This is a genomic window from Nostoc sp., from assembly GCF_036916655.1.
Classification (GTDB): domain Bacteria; phylum Cyanobacteriota; class Cyanobacteriia; order Cyanobacteriales; family Nostocaceae; genus Nostoc.
On sequence record NZ_JBALFY010000103.1, the window covers coordinates 1 to 17,291 of the forward strand.

Below are 17,291 nucleotides of genomic sequence, written 5' to 3' on the forward strand. Positions count from 1 at the left end.
AAATCGTTACCACCTATTGCATCAAGCTTATCGTGAGAATCGCCTAAGTAGAGATCGATAAATTCGAGCAGCGTGGCTGTTGCGGTCGTCCCTTTCGAGTTGCAACAGGCGATAAACTGCTCCCACTTCCTTTGGTCACAGTTGAAAGATGCTAATTTTTTTTTCCGCCCTGTATTGCTCATGGAAAGCGTATCATCTAGGTAAACTTGGACTGCCCACGCTTATTAAATCGTGTAATTCATCATGATGAATTACCTTGATAGTATCATCGCCAAATGTGTCAGCGCATTCTTCAAGCGATGGTTTTTGTAAAGTGTCCATTAAAGAATTAGTTGTCAGTTTTAAATAATTAGTGTCCAAACGCTCGATTTTTTAGCTCTGTGCAATTTAAATGATGGTCTAGCTCTGTAAATCCAGTTTTTTAAAATTAATGTCCCTTTCACTTACAACAAAGGCCCTCATTATCAAGAAAGGCAGAGGGCAGGAGGCAGGAGGCAGAAGGAAATTCTGACTCCTGCACTCTGCCCGTGACCGTACCGAACTTGGGTTTAAAACCCCGCCGTCTATACGGCGCTGACAATTGGTTGGGGTCTGAATCCCCATCCAATTGTTTCCAACTGAGCCTCCTGCCCTCTGCCTCCTGCCTTCTTCAACCACTCAAGCTTTTCCAGTAAAATCGCGATCTGGCTTCCCGAGCGAGTTTATGACACTATACTTTGGGTTAGGCTGATACTAAGCCTAAGCGATGGCGTACTCGCTCTTTTCGGTGGCGATCGCTGCGCCACGAGATAACCACAATAGTCAATACCTTATTCGGATTTCCAAAAAAAAGGCATTTAATCATTTAATTCTTGAGGAGTCAGTTTTAAGAGAAAAGGCATTTAATTGTTTAAAACCATTCAAAGAATATACGAGTTGCTAAAAGACCAAAATCTCCGTATTAATAAGCTTTATAGCCTCTTACACAGCAAGACATTAATTACTTAAAATTGACAAATAATTCTTTAATGGACAACATCATAAACTAACTCGCAATCACCTAAAGTTCCTTCGCCCATCAGGGAGCATCTTGGCGTTCAGGCACTTACAAGTAATAAAATGCCCAGCCCCTATGGGCTTGGTGCAGTCGCTCATGGGGGAAACCCCCTTGGCGCTAGCCTCTCCCTTTGGGAGAAGACCGCGCTGCCTCACCGTATCAAGAATATTTTGGCTACACAACTATATTTCTGGCGCTTTCGCCCTTCTCCCAAAGGGAGACGCACTCGCGTTCGGGGCGAAAGCTAGGCTCATAGCATTTTATTATTTGGATCTCCCTCACCCTGAAAATTGATTCAGACCAAGTTCGGAATCAATCGGAGAAAAGTTTGAGTTTTTGGTACGCAAGTTTTACCCGTCCGTTTTTTGAAGAATTTTTTATAGAGCAATCACACTACTCTCAAAAATAAACTAAAAATGACTCTATAGTTTTATGGCGTGATAGCGATTAAAAAGCGGGCTATTCCGATAAGCTTGATTTAGCATGAAAGCAACAGAAGCAGGAAAGAATTTTGTAAAGTTTCTTAAAATAAGCACCTTTGCCCGTTTTCTTTAACCCAAACCTACACCTGTAATATTTGTGTAGTTAACTGTTAAGAGTATACTCTTTAAATTTTTATATCACTTATTAACTATAAAGCCATTTTTAGTTTATTTTTTTCACCTATCTTTAGGTTTTTCAATATAGGGGCATTGGCTATAGCCCAATGGCATGAAGAAAGGTAGTGGCTAGGTAAACTGGGACGAAGAGTCATTGAGTCAACCGATCGCTCATCATGATAAAGGTGATTATTGCTTGTGCAGCACGAGCGATGGCAGTCCCAAATGGCAATCGGCTTTTTCTCCTGTGCGCTTAAATGGCAGGTAAATAGTACAGCATTAGTACACCACACCGTTCTGGCTACAGGTGACGGGGGTATTCTGTTGCTGACAAACTGCCACAATTTTCACTTTGTCCGTGAACAGGGAAAGGGAAACGGTAGAGAAACTAGTACACATTGCAGTACAGTTCCACACTTTTTTCACCGAAATAAATCCTGGGACGGGAGCATCGGCGATAATGATTAACTATCGGGGGTAGCATCTGGGGTGAAAATTGACCGTCACGGAAAGGCAAAAGTTTTGTCGCCGGAAGAAATCGGGCGTCTATTCACTTCGGGGTTAACCACAGAGCGAGACAGAACCCTAATAGGCGTGATGCTGTACACGGGTTGCCGCGTCAATGAAGCAGTTACCCTAAAAATTAAAGATGTTTATAACAGCAAGGGACGGATCAGAGCAGAGCTGATCATCCGTAAAGGGAATACAAAGGGAAAGTTAGCTACCCGCAGCATTCCGATTTTGTCAGAACTAAGGTGCTTCCTAGCTACTTACAAACCGACAAACTCCCGTGATGGTTTTTTGTTTCCTGGTCGATGGGGGCGCGGTCACTTGCACTCAGAATATGCAAGCCTAATCTTCCGAGAAGCTTGCGAACGTGCGGACATCGAAGGAGCAAGCACACACAGTTGCCGCAGAACTGCACTTACTTTCATGAGCAATGCCGGAATTCCATTGCGAGTTATTCAAGAAATTAGCGGACATCGCAGTTTGGAGCAACTGCAACATTACCTGGAGGTGGAACCATCCCAAGTCCGGGGTGCGATCGCGGCGTTGTCGATGTTATCACCGCCATCAATTAGCAGCAACAATCAAGACATGCAGAATGCGGATAACACGAAGTTATCATCGGAGGGATAGATCAGGAAATACATGTTAGTTGATCTAGACAGGACTGAGAGTAAATAAAGGCTATAAGGATTTTCCCAAAAAGCCATTTACAATTCCATAGGCAACACCTCAAGCGATAGCCACTGATAAAAATGAGGCACAGATTGCTCTAGGTTTACGTAGCTCAGTCGCGGCGTAGGCTTTATCCCTCCATCGGCAACACTTCTTCATTCAGCAAGGCGTAAAATTCCGGTACTGCTGCCTCCACAAGTCGCAGTTCATTTGCCGCGATCGCTTCAAGTTCCAGCACCGTATCCCAGCGCAAATCCTCAACCCATCGCTTAAGGATGTCCTTAATCGCGTCCACCCCCTGCTTGATACCAGAGCGTAACATTTCCACACAATGAAGTAGCGTAATGCGATCGGTCGGAGGCGACTCAAATGCGGTAGTATCCTCCCCTTGGCAATGGGAGTTCCCTATAGCATCAAGGGGGGGTGTGGATACGGCCTGCTGATTGGGATTTACACTATACGCAGCAGGGGTTTTGGGGGCATAATAGGTTCGATTTTCTTTTTGATTACGCTTCGTTTCACGATGAGCAATTACATGCATTGCAAATTCTAATTCCTCTTTAGATAAAGAAAAAAGTTTCACCTGTTGCCCCCGTTTACCTTGCTTGCGGAAAGTCAACTTTAGCCCCAGCTGCTCTACTAAAGTTGCCAGCAACCAAATAGGTTTACAGTCACTGGGGATAGTAAACCCAAGAATTGCTTTGACGTGAGCAGCGCAGTTTTTAGCGATCACCGCCATCTTAAGTAAGGTGGAATCGTCGGCGGTAACTTCATCACCCCTCACTAAAGAAGTGAGAATCTGATGCAGTCCCAGGTTAAATCTAGCAAGCCACCGTGCCGAGTAATTGCCCCAGTCGATGCACAAAGGTAGATTGTCGCGCTCGGTGCGGTCTTTTTGGGTGACAATTGTTGGTGGGGTAGGATAACTTTGCCCAGTTTTCGGGTCAGTAAACGATTCTTCGGGTGGGGCTAAAATGGCCTCAAGTCCAGCAATTGCTCTAATTAAGCGGCCACCTTTATCCATTTCTACGAGTGATTCGGTTACTTCGATGCCGTAAGAATCAGAAATGCGGAATTTTTCGCATTCAAAAATTTCGCTAGGGTCAAGGTAATCTTTGCTCTGACGGGCACGGTACTCGCTCAAAGTAATATTGTTCGCCTTGGCAACAGCCGAATTGTGGGCACGATCCAAAGCTTGTGCTGCTGCTTTAAGATTTTCAAGGGATTGAGGATCTGAGTCGCTTCCTACACATATAAATGTATTGCCCATTTCGGTGAGGAGCGATCGCAGTGAATCGCGCAAATTATTGAGAGAATAGTGGCGGTTAGCCATAATTTGGCAGTAAGCCTCAAGCGCCCAATCTTTCTCCGCTCCCCGCTTACCCGTTTCTCTGTCAATCCGCAACAGAAAAGCAGTCATTTCATTGGTTTGGAGCAAGCGCTCTTTAATCTTGGATGCGTTTGTATCTTGGTAGCCGAAGGGAGGACGCGGGGCCACCCAAATATGAAACGGGACTTTTGGACGATAACGGTACAGTTGTTGAGCGCACTCAGTAGCGGTTTGGGAAACGCCGTGAAAAACACCGAACACCAAATCAAAATGATACTCAGAAATATCGACACCAGTACCGAGACTGGGAGAGGTGAACAAGGCATCAAAGTTTTTGACGGCGTTGGTGATATCTTTGATGAAAGCGACATTCTCATCACTGCCAGAATTATCGGAATGAACCGACCAAATACGCCATTTTTGATGTGTCTGGGATTTTTCAGAGCTAGATTCTTCGCACTTGATAGTAAAGGATTTGTCGAGTTTTTTGATAAAACGCTTACTGTCACTTGCAACCATGACTTTCTCACCAAGCATCAGCGCTGCCGAGATTTGGGCGACTAGGGCGCTTGAATTATCCCCCTCGTACCAATAAATTGTGCGTGAACCGTTTCGCCATTCGTTTTTAATGATGTAAGGTACTTCACCTTTTGGTCGCATTGCAAGAAAGAAGTTTACCGTTAAATCGTCCATGTGTGCATCAGCGATGACGACCAGTGGCGCATTGTATACTATATATTCCAGTACCTCCAAAATGGCGGCGCGATGTTGTTTGCAAGTATTACTATGTAGTAAGTGGGTGAGATACTGGCAGGCTTCATCTATAAATATGCAGCCGTAGGTGAGAGACTGAGTATTCAGCTTATGCAAGCTGTCGATAGTAATACTAAGGGCTTGAGCCTGAGCTAAACCTGTGTAACCCAAGTCTGAATACATCGCCGTCTGCAAGCGAAGGGCAAGATTTTTCAGCAAATTTACGCGATGCCCATTGTTGAGGAACCGCGCGTCGGGGTTTTGGTCACGCCACCAGCGCATAAGTTGGGTTTTACCAGTACCCATGTCGCTCCAGAGTACGACTAGTCCTGATTTTGGGAAATTGAAGGTAGGGGATTTCTTCGATTTGTCTGAATCAACTCCGCCAGAATTCGTAGACTCTTTCTTTCTTTGATGTCCTTTTATAGATGGCGTGAAAAGTTGTTCCTTTTCAAGATCATAAAGCTCAGGCACTCTCAAGCATTTTTCTTCAAGTTCAGGAATACACAAAGCTTCAGAGAGATACTTGACATTAACAGTGACATCCGGTTTGTACTTGCTTAACCCCCATTTTTTAGCCCGATACGAGCGCTTGTAATCAGCAAGTGATTTAGCATCATCGATGATTGCGGTCAGTAAAGCGTTAGCATCTTCGCCCCGCGCCACAACAAAATCATCAACACCTTTTTCTGGCCCTGGCAGCAATGCAACTTCACAAAAGCAACCTGCCGATTCGATTGCTTTTGCAGTCCGTACCGTTGCCTGGTAAACTGACCAACGGGTATTAGCTTTAGTTTCGTAGTCGAATAAAATAATGAACTTGCGTCCCGCCTGAGCCATTGGTACTAAGTCAGGATGCAACCGTTCATCAAAATCCCGTCTTCCGACTCGCCCGTTCCAAATTCCCGGAAGTGCGATCGCTACAAACCCCAAAGAGAGCAAGCAAGCTGCCTTTTTTTCGCCCTCGCATAAGATAATCGGAATCTCTGGGTGTTGCTTTATCCACTCCCAAAATATTAGTGGATTGAGTTGATCCAGCAAGCGCAATGCTAAAAGCGAATGATAGCGCTTAATTAAATAACGCTTTGCAACTCGGTCCCAGATGGGGTTAGCGACATCAAAGTAGGTAACGCGGTTGGGAGTTTTGGGGGGTGACTCGTATTTGACGGGTTTCCCTTTTTGCCAATCAATGCGAGGAAAGTTGGGCTTGATCCTTCCCCACTCCATTGGTTGCCAGTTTTTAAAGGGGTCAAGTGATTGAATCCAGGTTCCCCCCAGCAATAGATGCTGATACATTTTGATGTATGTATCCGTGGCTCGACCTGCATTTTTTCGAGGGATTTTGTTGGAGATAAACAGGTAGTCATAAATTGTTTCTCCCTCGATGTGGAAGAAGTTGCGCTCAATCAATGCAGGATGAATGGCGCTACCAGTTAGCAACTCATGGTACTCGGCAGCCGTGAGATTGTTTGGGTATTCAGTTGTCGCACTACTCATCGGTTCTCCCCTTGGAATTCCTTGGAGAGAGATGGGTTTAAAGTCATGTCAGTGTTCAAACTTTCCCCACTTGCCAACACGATGCCCAAAAGCAACGCTCTTGAAATCAGCAGCAACAAATCTGTTGCTCTAGTAGTTAGCCAAGTTCCCTTGGCTGGGTAAAGAGAAACGGGTAAAGGGGAAAGGGATAAAATACCTTTCCCTTTTAACTTTTCCCCAATCCTCACCCAGCATTTTTGAGTTGGTAGACGACTAGGCAGGATATTCCTGAAATTACCCGACGCTACAGCACAAAGTTGCCATGCAAAAGCTGCACTCAACCCCATACGCTCTACTACTGCGCTCTTGGGTTTGCTATTTTTCACAATATTTTCCCCTGATAACTCGGTTTACAAGCTTCAGAGGGGGTTGTTGCGCTGCTAAGGATTTTTAACTACGAAATTCGGGTTTTTCTTAATCAAACTTAATATCTTGCCCCTTTGAGAAATTTCAACAGCCAAAAATGCCACATAAAACTGGTGCGTTTCGTGTGGCTTCTCGTATAATATGAGAAGCAGCGCGGATTGAATCTCTTCTGACCGTCAGTGGATAAAAGCGGCCAAACTTTCCATACCACTGCTTCGGTTCTCGTGAGATAACCCCGCTCTGAAATTATTCTGTTTTTGGTACTGGGCAAAGCGTCACTAATTAATGACTCTTTGTCCTTTAAATTTTTGGTGCTGTTGTATATCTTCCTCCATTTCCTGTTCGTTTTTATATTACAGAACTTTTGGTCGTCTGGTGTAATAGCGTCGTTTTGATTTTTACTTTTAGACCTCCATATTTATTAACGATTGTTTTAGTTAGGGGTAATCAGAGGTTTGGTGACACTCTATGTAGGGTAGATTACCCTGCGGTAAAAGCTTTTGTTCAAGACGCATTTGCTAATTTTGGGAAAGCATGGGATATACGTACTAATCCTTGCGGATCTTTCATAATATATTTTTTTATTACTGGTTGAAGAGTAAAACTGATTTCTTTTGTAAATGGGTCTTTATTAGTTTCAATCAACGATTGTCTTTCAAGTTTTTCCAATGCATTTATTAATTCTGAAGTTGATACTAATGCTTGGTGTTTCTGATTTAGATCGTTGATTATTTCAACGAATTTAATAGGTTTAAAATCTGAAGCTACTTTATCTGCTAAATAAATCATAATTTGCTTCTGAGTCTCATTCAATACTTGACCAAATGCTTCATCAAGCATTGCTTGAAGCTCATTGCTAAAAAATGTAGTTTTGTGTTGGAAGAATATTTTTGTACTACCACTAAAGAAGTGGTTAATTCGATCCGCTACTGTTTTAAGTTCTAAAGGATTACCACGATAGGTGTTGATTAACTCGCTGCATTTTTGCGTATCAGTCAATCCTTGAGTAGCCAAAAAATGCATTGCGGTATCTGCGTCTAACCCTTCAACTCTAACCCACTGGATGTGCCGTTTAGCACTTAATAGACTATCAAATTCATCAGGTAAAACTCTACTAGTTAACAGTAAGCGGCTTTGATGTTGTTCTTCTACCAAGCGACGAAAGAATATTCTGTAATCTAGTCTCTGCTCGAAGTTATTTTTCTGGAATAATGCATCAAATTCATCTAATACCAGCAAACATCTGCGCGATTTTAATTGCTTAACGAGTTTTGTAATCATTGTCTGAGTGGTTTCTGGCAAGCTTGAGGATGTTTCTGAAGGTTGGATTAGTTGCATTAGTTCGGCTACTAAGTCCTGAACTTTCGGTGCATAGGCAACTGATTTCCAAATTAAACAATCAAAATCAGATGGAGACTCTATACTAAGCTCTGTTAACAGTTTTGCTGCTAATGCACTTTTACCAACTCCCGCCACACCTATTAATGATACACAGCGTTGCTTTATTATTAATTCTTTTAAATGGATTAGTTCCTGTGTCCGTCCATAAAAATTAGATAAGTCAGGTAATTCGCCTCGGATGCCTTGTACAAAGTCATTAGGAGGAAGTACTTGCTCGTTGTTTAGTCCAAATGGAATAGAATATTTTTTGGTGGCTTGTTCTAAGAAATATCGTAGGTTCCTCTTTCCCACCCGTTCTTCATTTCCAATAGTTTCAGAGAGTAGATCCCATAACTGAGGAGCTAAACGCCGTTGCAAATAATTAGCACTATACGGGGAATTCTCTGCTATCTCCACGAACTCACTGTTATCCCACCCTCCTCTCATAATTCTAATCTCTGCATCAGATAGGGGTTTACCCCTTTTTGCAAACACTAGATTATTCACTACGATCAAAGCTTCTTCAAAAGTTACTGTTTCTGAAATTCTCTGCTCTAGAGGCTCCTCTGCTGTTGTAACAGGGGAGGAGGGGGAAATCTCTGAAAACCTTAGTCCTTGCTCCGCACTGAAATCCATATTTGTACTTTATCCTATCGGTTTAGTAAAGTCCTCCCAAGGGGCGTTTAATTATAGTCAATGGTAGAGGTGTGTTAGATTAGACTTAATAATACTAGCTTTTTGTGCTTATATTTGCTTGATTTGAAGAAAGTAACATACAAATATCTAATAGGTTACTTAAAACTGTGAATGCATCAAATAGTTTATTTTCTGTTAAATCAATGGGATTATTCTACTCAAAGCTTAGAATAAAATAGTTGTATAATATACAAAATAAGTCATAAGTACTGAGTAATATTTACTGTAATAGTCTTTTAGTACAGTATTAGAGCAATAAAACTTAGATTCAAAATAGGTGATGTTTAGTTGATTAATGCCTAATAACCATTGTCAACTGCATTGGTATAAGTTTTTCAAATATGTCATGCTACTGTATTAATCCCCTTTGCGATCAACGTCAAAATCCCGACAATATTGAAAACTGTCTCTCTTGTGGCACTTCGCTGCTGATTAATGACCGCATCCGCTTAATTAAGCCGTTGAGAGCGCTTACTCAAGAATTGTTCACTTATATGGAAGTTTTTGAAGTAGAGGACGCTGGTACTCAGTGGAATCCTGTACGTGAGCAGCGAATTATGAAAGTTCTGAGATGGGGATCGCCTAAGATGGTTGAGTTAATTGAGCAAGAAGCTCTAACTTTACAGCTAATTCATCATCCAAGAATCCCTAAAAGTACCTTAGATGATTTTTTCACTTTTGTTCCTAATGATACTCAACTGACACTGCGTTGTTTAGTTATGGATAAAGTCGAGGGACAGAACCTGGAGCAGTGGATAGAATTTAATGGGAGAATTTCACAATCTTTAGCATTGGAATGGTTCAGACAATTAATCGAAATTCTTCATGATGTACACCGCTCCAATTTTTTCCATCGAGACATTAAACCTTCTAATATAATTCTTCAGTCAAATGGGCAACTATCATTAATTGATTTTGGTGTGGCGCGACGGGTGACAGATACCTATCTAGCAAAAATTAGTGGAAGCGGAGGAACTAATACAGGAAGGGGAGGACGATATGAAATTACGTCTGTAGTTACGCCTGGTTACACTTCACTAGAACAAATTGAAGGGCGGGCAGTCCCACAGTCAGATTTTTTTGCTTTAGGGCGGACTCTTGTACATTTAGTCACTGCGACTCCACCTGTTGATTTGTCTAAAGATACAAAAACAGGGAACTTGCTTTGGAGAAAAGATGCGCCACAGATTGACAAACCCTTTGCTGATTTTATTGATGAGTTGATGGCTCCTTTACCAGGGAATCGTCCAGCAACTACTGAAGTAATTTTGCAGCGATTGGATCGCTTACCATTTAAATCAAAGCTTAATCGAGTAATTAAATCAAAGCCGTTTCAACTTAGTGTGTTTGTATTAGGTTTATTAAGTATTGTTGGTTTGATATATGCATCACTACCTCTAGTAGCAAAATATTATTTAGATTCCGGTAAAAAAGCTTATAAAGAAAATCAATTTGACCAAGCTGAGGACGATTTTCAAAAAGCAGTAAATTTGAATAATAGCTTAAAATACACAGTAGCAGATTATTTTTTGAATCAAGGTAAAGAAGCTTATAAAGAAAATAGGAATGCCGATGCGGAGAAAGACTTTCAAAGGGCAATAAAGTATGGACATAATTTAACTAACTCAGTCTCATTTTTTTACTTTGAGAAGGGTTTACAGCATCAAAATGACCCTAAGATTGCTAGAAATAATTACGAACTAGCTATAAAATATAATCCTAAAGATGATAGTGCTTATAATAATTTAGCAATTGCATGTCAGCAGTTATATGACTACAATTGTGTTAACAAAACTTACGAGATAATTTTTAAATTAAAACCTAATAAATGGGAATCACATTACGGATTAGGTGATTTTTATGATAGACAGGGAGAATATGATTTAGCACAAAAGCAATATGAAATTGCTATCAGAAGTAGCGATCAAGCAATATTTCCTGTTGCAGGTTTAGCAAGATTGAAAAATAAAAAAGGGGATTACAATGCCGCAGCTACTTTAGCGTTAAGCGGGTTAAAAAAAACTAATAATAAAGAGTTGCAAGCATCGTTGTATAAAGATTTAGGATGGGCAAGGTTAATGCAAAATAAGTTAAATGAAGCGCAAAAATATTTAGAAAAAGCGACAAAGTTAGACAGTGAAAGAACAGATGCATATTGTTTACTATCTCAAATAGAAGAATCATTAGGTCAACTTAATTACGCCAGAGCTTATATAGATGCTTGTATATTGACTAAATCTAGCCTACCAGAAGTGTTTGTCTGGAGAGAAGAATTACTAGATCACATACTTGACAAATGATAAGATGCTAAGACACTTTATGTTTGTCAAACAATGAAAAAGCTGATTTTTTTTGGAGAAATGTGCTGTTTAACTTCTCTAATACTAATTCATCTACCATTGCTAGCAAATGTACCGCTCATAAGAGTAAGAAGAAATCAGGTTCGTTGTGAGCCACCGTTAGGAAGGATAATAAGCAAAGGCGACAAACGATTTGAAGTAGGAAGTTTAATTTGTAAGGGAGATAAATTAGAAGTTTTAAATGGTGGTTCTGTAGAATTCTTATGTTTTAGTTCGGGAAAATTTTTAAAATTACCTAGTGGGACTATTCCTCTTGATAAATGTGCCGAATCTGAACAAGCCTCATTTCCTTGCAATCCAAGCAACACTGATGGATGTCGCATACAAAAAGGAGGCACAGAAGGGAGCGATGAGCCGACAATTATTTCTCCTTACAGCACTTCAACATTGAATCCTCGACCGGAAATAACTTGGACTCCCGTTAAGGGTGCTACTTCTTACAAAGTCAAAGTCGAAAGTTACGAGTTTGGATGGGAAAAAATTGTAAATCAAACTCGGCTTGCCTACCCAAGCGATGAAAAGGAATTTCAACCGGGGAGCATATATACAATATATGTCTTTGCTTACAAAGATGGTAATGCTTTTAGCTATGACTCAACGCCTGTTAACCTATTGTCTGTAGTTTCACAAGAAGAAATTGCACAAAATATTAAACGCATTAAAGAATTAGGACTACCACCAGATGAAACTGTTCTTGATATAGACGCAATCTATGCGTCAGAAAATCTTTTAAATGAAACAATTGAGATGCTGAAGTCACAGACGGAGACCGCAACTCCTAGCCGAAATCCAACTCTTTACAGAGTACTGGGCGATCGCTATCTGAGGGCTTGGTTGCCAAACGAAGCTAAACGCCAATACACCAAGGCTTTTGAGGTAGCGAAAAGTAGTAATAATTCAAAAGAGTTACAAAAAGCGCAAGAAGGTTTGAAGATGGTGAAATTCTACAACCAACTTCCCACCAGGAGGAACGGGGCCCAGTAGTAAGATTTTTGATATTGGGGATTTGACAGTAACCTCAATTGTGCCTGACGTAGTGCCTCTGCTTTAGGTAAGCCATTATTCAACCCTTTATAAAATTCTTGCATAAGCAAAGCGGTAGAATTGGCATCCACGCGCCACAAAGTAGCGACAGTACTACGCGCACCTGCCTGGGCAGCTATCCCTGCAATGCCCATCGCTGACTGCTTGTTGCCTTTTGCAGTTTCGCAGGCGCTGAGAACAAGTAACTCAATTGCATCTTGACTATTTTCAGTTTTACCTCTGATTAAGCTGTCAAAGTCTCTAATATTAATTAGTTTGTCATAGGCAACCAGTACTGTTTTGAGTGGGTCAGAACTGAATTGTCCGTGGGTAGTAATATGTACAATAGGAAAATTATTTTGAGTCAGTTCTTCTTTGAACCTTTTAAGGGTAAACTTATCGTCTAACAAGGCGACTGACGATTTAGTTTGTTTTTCAACATTTTCTACTTCTTGTTTAGATGGGGGCAAATTTTCCATGTTTTTAGGTGCATTTTTATCTATATAACTGGGGCTAATTTTTGATAGTCCAGCTATCAAAGCTATCATTTGGTTTTCATGCAAGATTCTAGGTTGTCTTACCCTAGAACCTAGAGTTTCTGCAATACTATAATGCTCTATTAGATAATGTTTTCCATCATATAACAATGCCATTGGTAAGCTTTGAAAAGATTTATCTAAAGTGAATATTAGCGTACCTGATGAGGGTATATATGTTTTAATTGGTGTAATTAAATATTCATAAATTTTTTGAGAATAATGAGTAATAGCATTCTCATTGATGTTAATAAGTTTTTCGCCTTGTAATGCTTCTAAAAGCTGATTCACCTGAAATCGAACTAACTTAGAGTCAACAGAATTATGGTGAAGTGAGCCATCTGGAGACTGAACAATTATCTCTATAGTATCTTCTAAGTCAATAATATTAATTACAGATGGAACGTTCTTGAGATTTTGAAGCTGGTTCAAAGCAACAAGGTCAAGCTTGCCACATCGAAGAAAGTTTTCTAAACGTGCTATTTGCAGTCCTTCATTTATCTGTATTACTTTTTTTAAATCAGGACTAGGAGATGCTAAGAGTAATCGCATATAATTGCGATAGGTCGGCTCCATTTCCTCCTGAAACGATAACTGTAAGTCTCCGTTACTTGACAAAAGACTATCACGAACTTGAGTCATGTTTGCGATCGCAGCATTATAGTTCTGAATCGCTAACTCAGTTTTTCCCTGCTTTTGGTAAATTAGTCCTAACTGCTGCTGCCATTGGTAGGCGATATCCGAAGCCCGAATTGATTGAGCGAATCCTAAAGCCTTCTTAAAATATGCCTGTTTTTGTTCTGTTTGAGTTGAGAATTTACCCAAAGTACCAAAACTATAGGATAACCATCGGATACTATTAATAGTTTCAGCCATTTTCAAGGCTAAATTAGCATATCGAATCGCTATTGATTTCAATTGTTCATCTGGGATCTGGCTGAGGTTATTAGCAAAATTCAACCGAGCATGAATAGATGGCTCAGGTGATAACTCCAAAAAGGCAGAAGAATTGTCATCTATTTGATTTACCAATACTCTAATTTGTTGATTAACTTTCTGATGGAGGTTTGCTTGATTTGGTTGATGACTGAGCCATTTTTCCCAACTGATCAGTAAAGTTAAGTGATTCAACTGAGCTTGCAGTTTAGCTGATTTGGAGATATTTGGGATGTTTTCTAGTGTTTGGTAATACCAGAGTGATTTTTGCGCTTTTTGAGGAATAATGTTAGCAATCTGCTCTCGAAAAAGTGGTTCCTCTATCCAAGAATATTTATCTTGCAATTGCTGATAAATTGACTGTTCGATATTACCCAGAGACAGATAAATCCCACTAATCTTTGATGAGGATACAAGTTTTGCCAGCGTTAATGTTTCTTGTATAACTGTTTCAGATTCATTTAACTGACCTAAAATCCGCAAGACTTCTCCTAGATTCTGTAATCCAAGCAAGTTAACTGATGTTGGTTTCTGCTTACCGATTACTGCCGTCAGTTGCTCTTTTTGATCAATAGCAGGTTGCTGCAAAATCGGATCGCAAATATCTAGAATTGTATTCAACTTTAAAGCTTCTAAAAGTGTATTGCAAGCTTGTTTGTGTAATCCTAATGCTTGGAAAGCAAGGTTTTGATTAATCAGGCTTTCCGTAATTCCCTCTTGATCGTTTAGTTGGCGATAAATTTTCGTAGATTCCTGCCAAGTTCTTAAAGCTTCATCCGCACGGTCTAGAGCTAATTGTTCGTGACCTGATGAAGTCAGGGATGCCGCTTGATTTTTGAGAAATTCTTTTTCTTTTTTTACAGTCTGGGCAGGGGAAGATGATTGAATGAAAATTATAGATAATGCTAAAATGCTTGATAAGAGATATTTAAAGCAAGATTGAGGTGAGATCATTTTTCTATCTTTTTATCATCACTGAGATACTGGAAAACAAGAACTTGCAGACAATGAAGCATTATCCCAGGTTGGATTTGCTTGGTCTGTCGTCAAAATAAAATTCCCATGAGAATCCCGAATCAAAGCGTTGGCTTCTATGATTTGTGTGGGTTGGTTACTGAAGAATGAATTGGGATTATGTGAATTATTAAAAGCTGGAACTGTAACAGAGTTCCTGTCCTCAACATTGTTATACATCAGATTGTTAGGCTTAGATTGTAGATTGCGACTACTAACAACAAAACTACTTCTTCCTGTGCCTAATTGTCTTTTACAAACTGGGGTGATTTGAGGAGTTATTGGAATCACTTCTGCTTTTATTTTAGTAGTGTAAATATTAGGATCAAGAATGTTGTACTTAACCGTACCGTTGATTCCATATTTGGAACTAGCTGTAATCAAGCTATCAGGGGAAAAGAATAGTCCTTGAGCATTAATTGTGATATTTCCACCACGACCCTCAAGAGCATCTGCGGTGATGCTGCTGCTTTTCCAGGCTGTTAATATGTCTGCGTTAATGTTAATGTTTCCGCCATTGCCTCTACTAGCTGCGGTCGTCGTTACAGCACTGTTATTACTTAGCTGTAAATACCGTGTATTTACGAAAATATTACCACCTTCGCCGGAAGTAGTAGTTGCTGTAATGGTACTTTTGTTGTCTAAAGAAAGAGAAGCAGCATTAATTGTCAGCTTACCACCAGCAGTATTGGTTCCTTCATTTCTGATACCAACTTCTCCACCATCTATTAGACTTAAGCGTACAGCATTGATATTAACTTCTCCAGGCGAACCGCTTGGTACTGAAGGAGTTCTAAATATTTTCTGCCCACTTGAACTTGGATCAAGCGCAGAAGAGTTTATTGTGCCACCTCTGATCTCTACATTAGAGGCATCAATGCTAACACTACCAGCAGAGCCAAGACCTCTAGTAGTAGTGTTAACAGTTGCTTCATTTCCTACGAGTAATCTCAATGTTTTTATTGTTAAATTTCCAGCGTTACCTGTTCCGACAGCTTCAGAAGACAAAGAGATGGGGATATAATCGATATATTCTTTTTTCCCATCAGTAAAATCTTTAGAATAAAACAATTCTGTAGAATTTGTTGCATTAATAGTTACGTCTCCGCTAGTACCACTACCACGAGTTATAGATGTGATAAAGCCCCCATTTTGAGCTAACAAATTCTCTGTCGAAACTGTGATATTTCCTGCTTTTCCAGAAGTTAAGGTACTAGTGGATATCCCACTAGGAAAAAAAGGACTAAAAGATGAAAACCCAAATAATTGTATAGATTTATAAGCATTTATAATTACGTTACCTCCATTCCCAGTAGCGTAATTTCTAGTACTTAAATTTGCTCCTCCTTGAAAAATTAAATTTTTAGTAGAAATGCGAATATTATTTCCATTTCCAGACCCGAAATATTCAGTTCTTAATATGCTCGTAAATCTTCCATCTGGAGATGTTCCGCTCAGTTCTAATGAATTAATGGCATTAACATTAATATCACCAGAAGCTAGAAAATTTTTGCTTTGAATTAAAGCTGTTGAACCACCTTTGAAAAAAATATTATTCCCCTGCATAATCAGAGAGCCACCATTATATCCACTAGTATTTAGTAATGCTTTTTCAGATAAAATGATATTTCCAAAAGAAGATATTTTTTCGTATCCTAAGCTCCATCTTTGAGGAAGCGGAGTGAGACTTACTATGCTATTATCAGTAACGCTACCTAACTCGATTCTTCCATCTTGTGCCGTTAATATACCACCATCTAAAGTAATATTCCCCCCTATTAAAGCTAAAGTTTTTCCTGGTGCTACACGTAGACCAAATGTATTATTATTTATAATATAAGGGGAACTTCCTACACTAGGAGCAATCAAACCTTCTCCAGAATTTTGCACTTGAATAGTACTCAAATTGCTATTACTGCCAAATTGTAAACCAGTTGGAGTATTGATTTTTAGTAATGTTGGTGATTGAGGGTTTATAGCACTAAATTCAGAACCATTAGAAAATTTTATACTATTAGCAGTAGTTCCGATAAAGGAACCTCCAATATCTAAGCGTGCATTGTTTCCGAAAATAATTCCATTAGGATTGATAAGCAGCAAGTTCGCATTACCATTTGCTCTAATTAAACCATCAATATTAGAAATAGACTTTCCGGTTATCCGGCTAATAATGTTCTCAATGCCTAAAGCATTGTTAAAGTAAGCAGTATTCCCAGTTGGCAAGGAAAATTCTATGAAGCTGTGAAAGAGGTTATTTCCTGCTTTGGTTCCACCTTCGATTAAATGGATATTTCCTTGATTACTAACAAGAGAATTATTTTGCAATGTAATATCTGGTATAACTTGTGCTGTAGCTGATGATGAAGTAAGCGGCAGCAAAAAGAGGATGCTAACTTTGACGAATAGTGTAATATGTTGTTTTATTGCTTGATTTTTTTTATATTTATACATTGTATTCAATAAAGGATAAACTAATTTTTTAAAATTTAAATATGATATGTCATTTATGAATTCCTGTATTAAGAATAGCTTTTATAAAAAAGT

Annotated in this window: 9 protein-coding genes and 1 pseudogene; 4 read left to right on the forward strand and 6 right to left on the reverse strand. The window is 39.7% G+C overall.

What is annotated here, in order from left to right; all coding sequences use genetic code 11:
• Positions 1-182 (reverse strand): annotated as a pseudogene (locus V7L31_RS28875) (hypothetical protein); the annotation flags it as partial.
• Positions 183-1,833: 1,651 nt separating this feature from the next.
• Here V7L31_RS28875 and V7L31_RS28880 point away from each other — a divergent pair.
• Together V7L31_RS28880 and V7L31_RS28885 are read left to right on the forward strand one after the other, a co-directional pair.
• The gene (locus tag V7L31_RS28880; protein ID WP_334699408.1) at positions 1,834-2,103 is read left to right on the forward strand and encodes a hypothetical protein; all 270 of its coding nucleotides are present in this window, start codon (positions 1,834-1,836) and stop codon (positions 2,101-2,103) included.
• 21 nt (positions 2,104-2,124) lie between these two features.
• A complete protein-coding gene (locus V7L31_RS28885) occupies positions 2,125-2,775 on the forward strand; it encodes a tyrosine-type recombinase/integrase (RefSeq protein ID WP_334699409.1) in 651 nt (216 codons plus the stop codon).
• A 172-nt stretch (positions 2,776-2,947) separates the two neighbouring features.
• Here the strand turns inward: V7L31_RS28885 and V7L31_RS28890 are convergent, their stop codons facing one another.
• From V7L31_RS28890 to V7L31_RS28900, 3 genes are all read right to left on the reverse strand, one after another.
• Entirely contained in the window at positions 2,948-6,397 is a 3,450-nt protein-coding gene (locus V7L31_RS28890) for a plasmid replication protein, CyRepA1 family (RefSeq protein WP_334699410.1), read from the reverse strand.
• Positions 6,394-6,762 carry a hypothetical protein gene (locus tag V7L31_RS28895; RefSeq protein ID WP_334699411.1) on the reverse strand — a complete coding sequence of 123 codons (369 nt, stop codon included), beginning with the start codon at positions 6,760-6,762 and terminating at the stop codon, positions 6,394-6,396. The genes V7L31_RS28890 and V7L31_RS28895 overlap by 4 nt, the downstream gene beginning before the upstream one ends.
• Before the next feature lie 544 nt (positions 6,763-7,306).
• Complete coding sequence (locus tag V7L31_RS28900; protein WP_334699412.1) at positions 7,307-8,818, reverse strand: NB-ARC domain-containing protein; 1,512 nt, start codon at positions 8,816-8,818, stop codon at positions 7,307-7,309.
• Between the two features lie 401 nt (positions 8,819-9,219).
• Between V7L31_RS28900 and V7L31_RS28905 the strand changes: the two genes are divergently transcribed.
• Together V7L31_RS28905 and V7L31_RS28910 are read left to right on the forward strand one after the other, a co-directional pair.
• Positions 9,220-11,178, forward strand: coding sequence for a protein kinase domain-containing protein (locus V7L31_RS28905; protein WP_334699413.1), 1,959 nt, complete (start codon positions 9,220-9,222; stop codon positions 11,176-11,178).
• A gap of 33 nt (positions 11,179-11,211) precedes the next feature.
• Positions 11,212-12,222 carry a hypothetical protein gene (locus V7L31_RS28910; protein WP_334699414.1) on the forward strand — a complete coding sequence of 337 codons (1,011 nt, stop codon included), beginning with the start codon at positions 11,212-11,214 and terminating at the stop codon, positions 12,220-12,222.
• Here the strand turns inward: V7L31_RS28910 and V7L31_RS28915 are convergent.
• Positions 12,183-14,687 carry a CHAT domain-containing protein gene (locus V7L31_RS28915; RefSeq protein WP_334699415.1) on the reverse strand — a complete coding sequence of 835 codons (2,505 nt, stop codon included), beginning with the start codon at positions 14,685-14,687 and terminating at the stop codon, positions 12,183-12,185. The genes V7L31_RS28910 and V7L31_RS28915 overlap by 40 nt on opposite strands.
• A gap of 18 nt (positions 14,688-14,705) precedes the next feature.
• Positions 14,706-17,198 carry a two-partner secretion domain-containing protein gene (locus tag V7L31_RS28920; protein ID WP_334699416.1) on the reverse strand — a complete coding sequence of 831 codons (2,493 nt, stop codon included), beginning with the start codon at positions 17,196-17,198 and terminating at the stop codon, positions 14,706-14,708.
• Positions 17,199-17,291 lie beyond the last annotated feature (93 nt).

Excerpts from the sequence above, each read along its gene's own strand:
- V7L31_RS28890 (WP_334699410.1), bottom strand. The coding sequence starts at position 6,397 with ATGAGTAGTGCGACAACTGAATACCCAAACAATCTCACGGCTGCCGAG.
- V7L31_RS28900 (WP_334699412.1), bottom strand. The coding sequence starts at position 8,818 with ATGGATTTCAGTGCGGAGCAAGGACTAAGGTTTTCAGAGATTTCCCCC.
- V7L31_RS28905 (WP_334699413.1), top strand. The coding sequence starts at position 9,220 with ATGTCATGCTACTGTATTAATCCCCTTTGCGATCAACGTCAAAATCCC.
- V7L31_RS28910 (WP_334699414.1), top strand. The coding sequence starts at position 11,212 with ATGAAAAAGCTGATTTTTTTTGGAGAAATGTGCTGTTTAACTTCTCTA.
- V7L31_RS28915 (WP_334699415.1), bottom strand. The coding sequence starts at position 14,687 with ATGATCTCACCTCAATCTTGCTTTAAATATCTCTTATCAAGCATTTTA.
- V7L31_RS28920 (WP_334699416.1), bottom strand. The coding sequence starts at position 17,198 with ATGTATAAATATAAAAAAAATCAAGCAATAAAACAACATATTACACTA.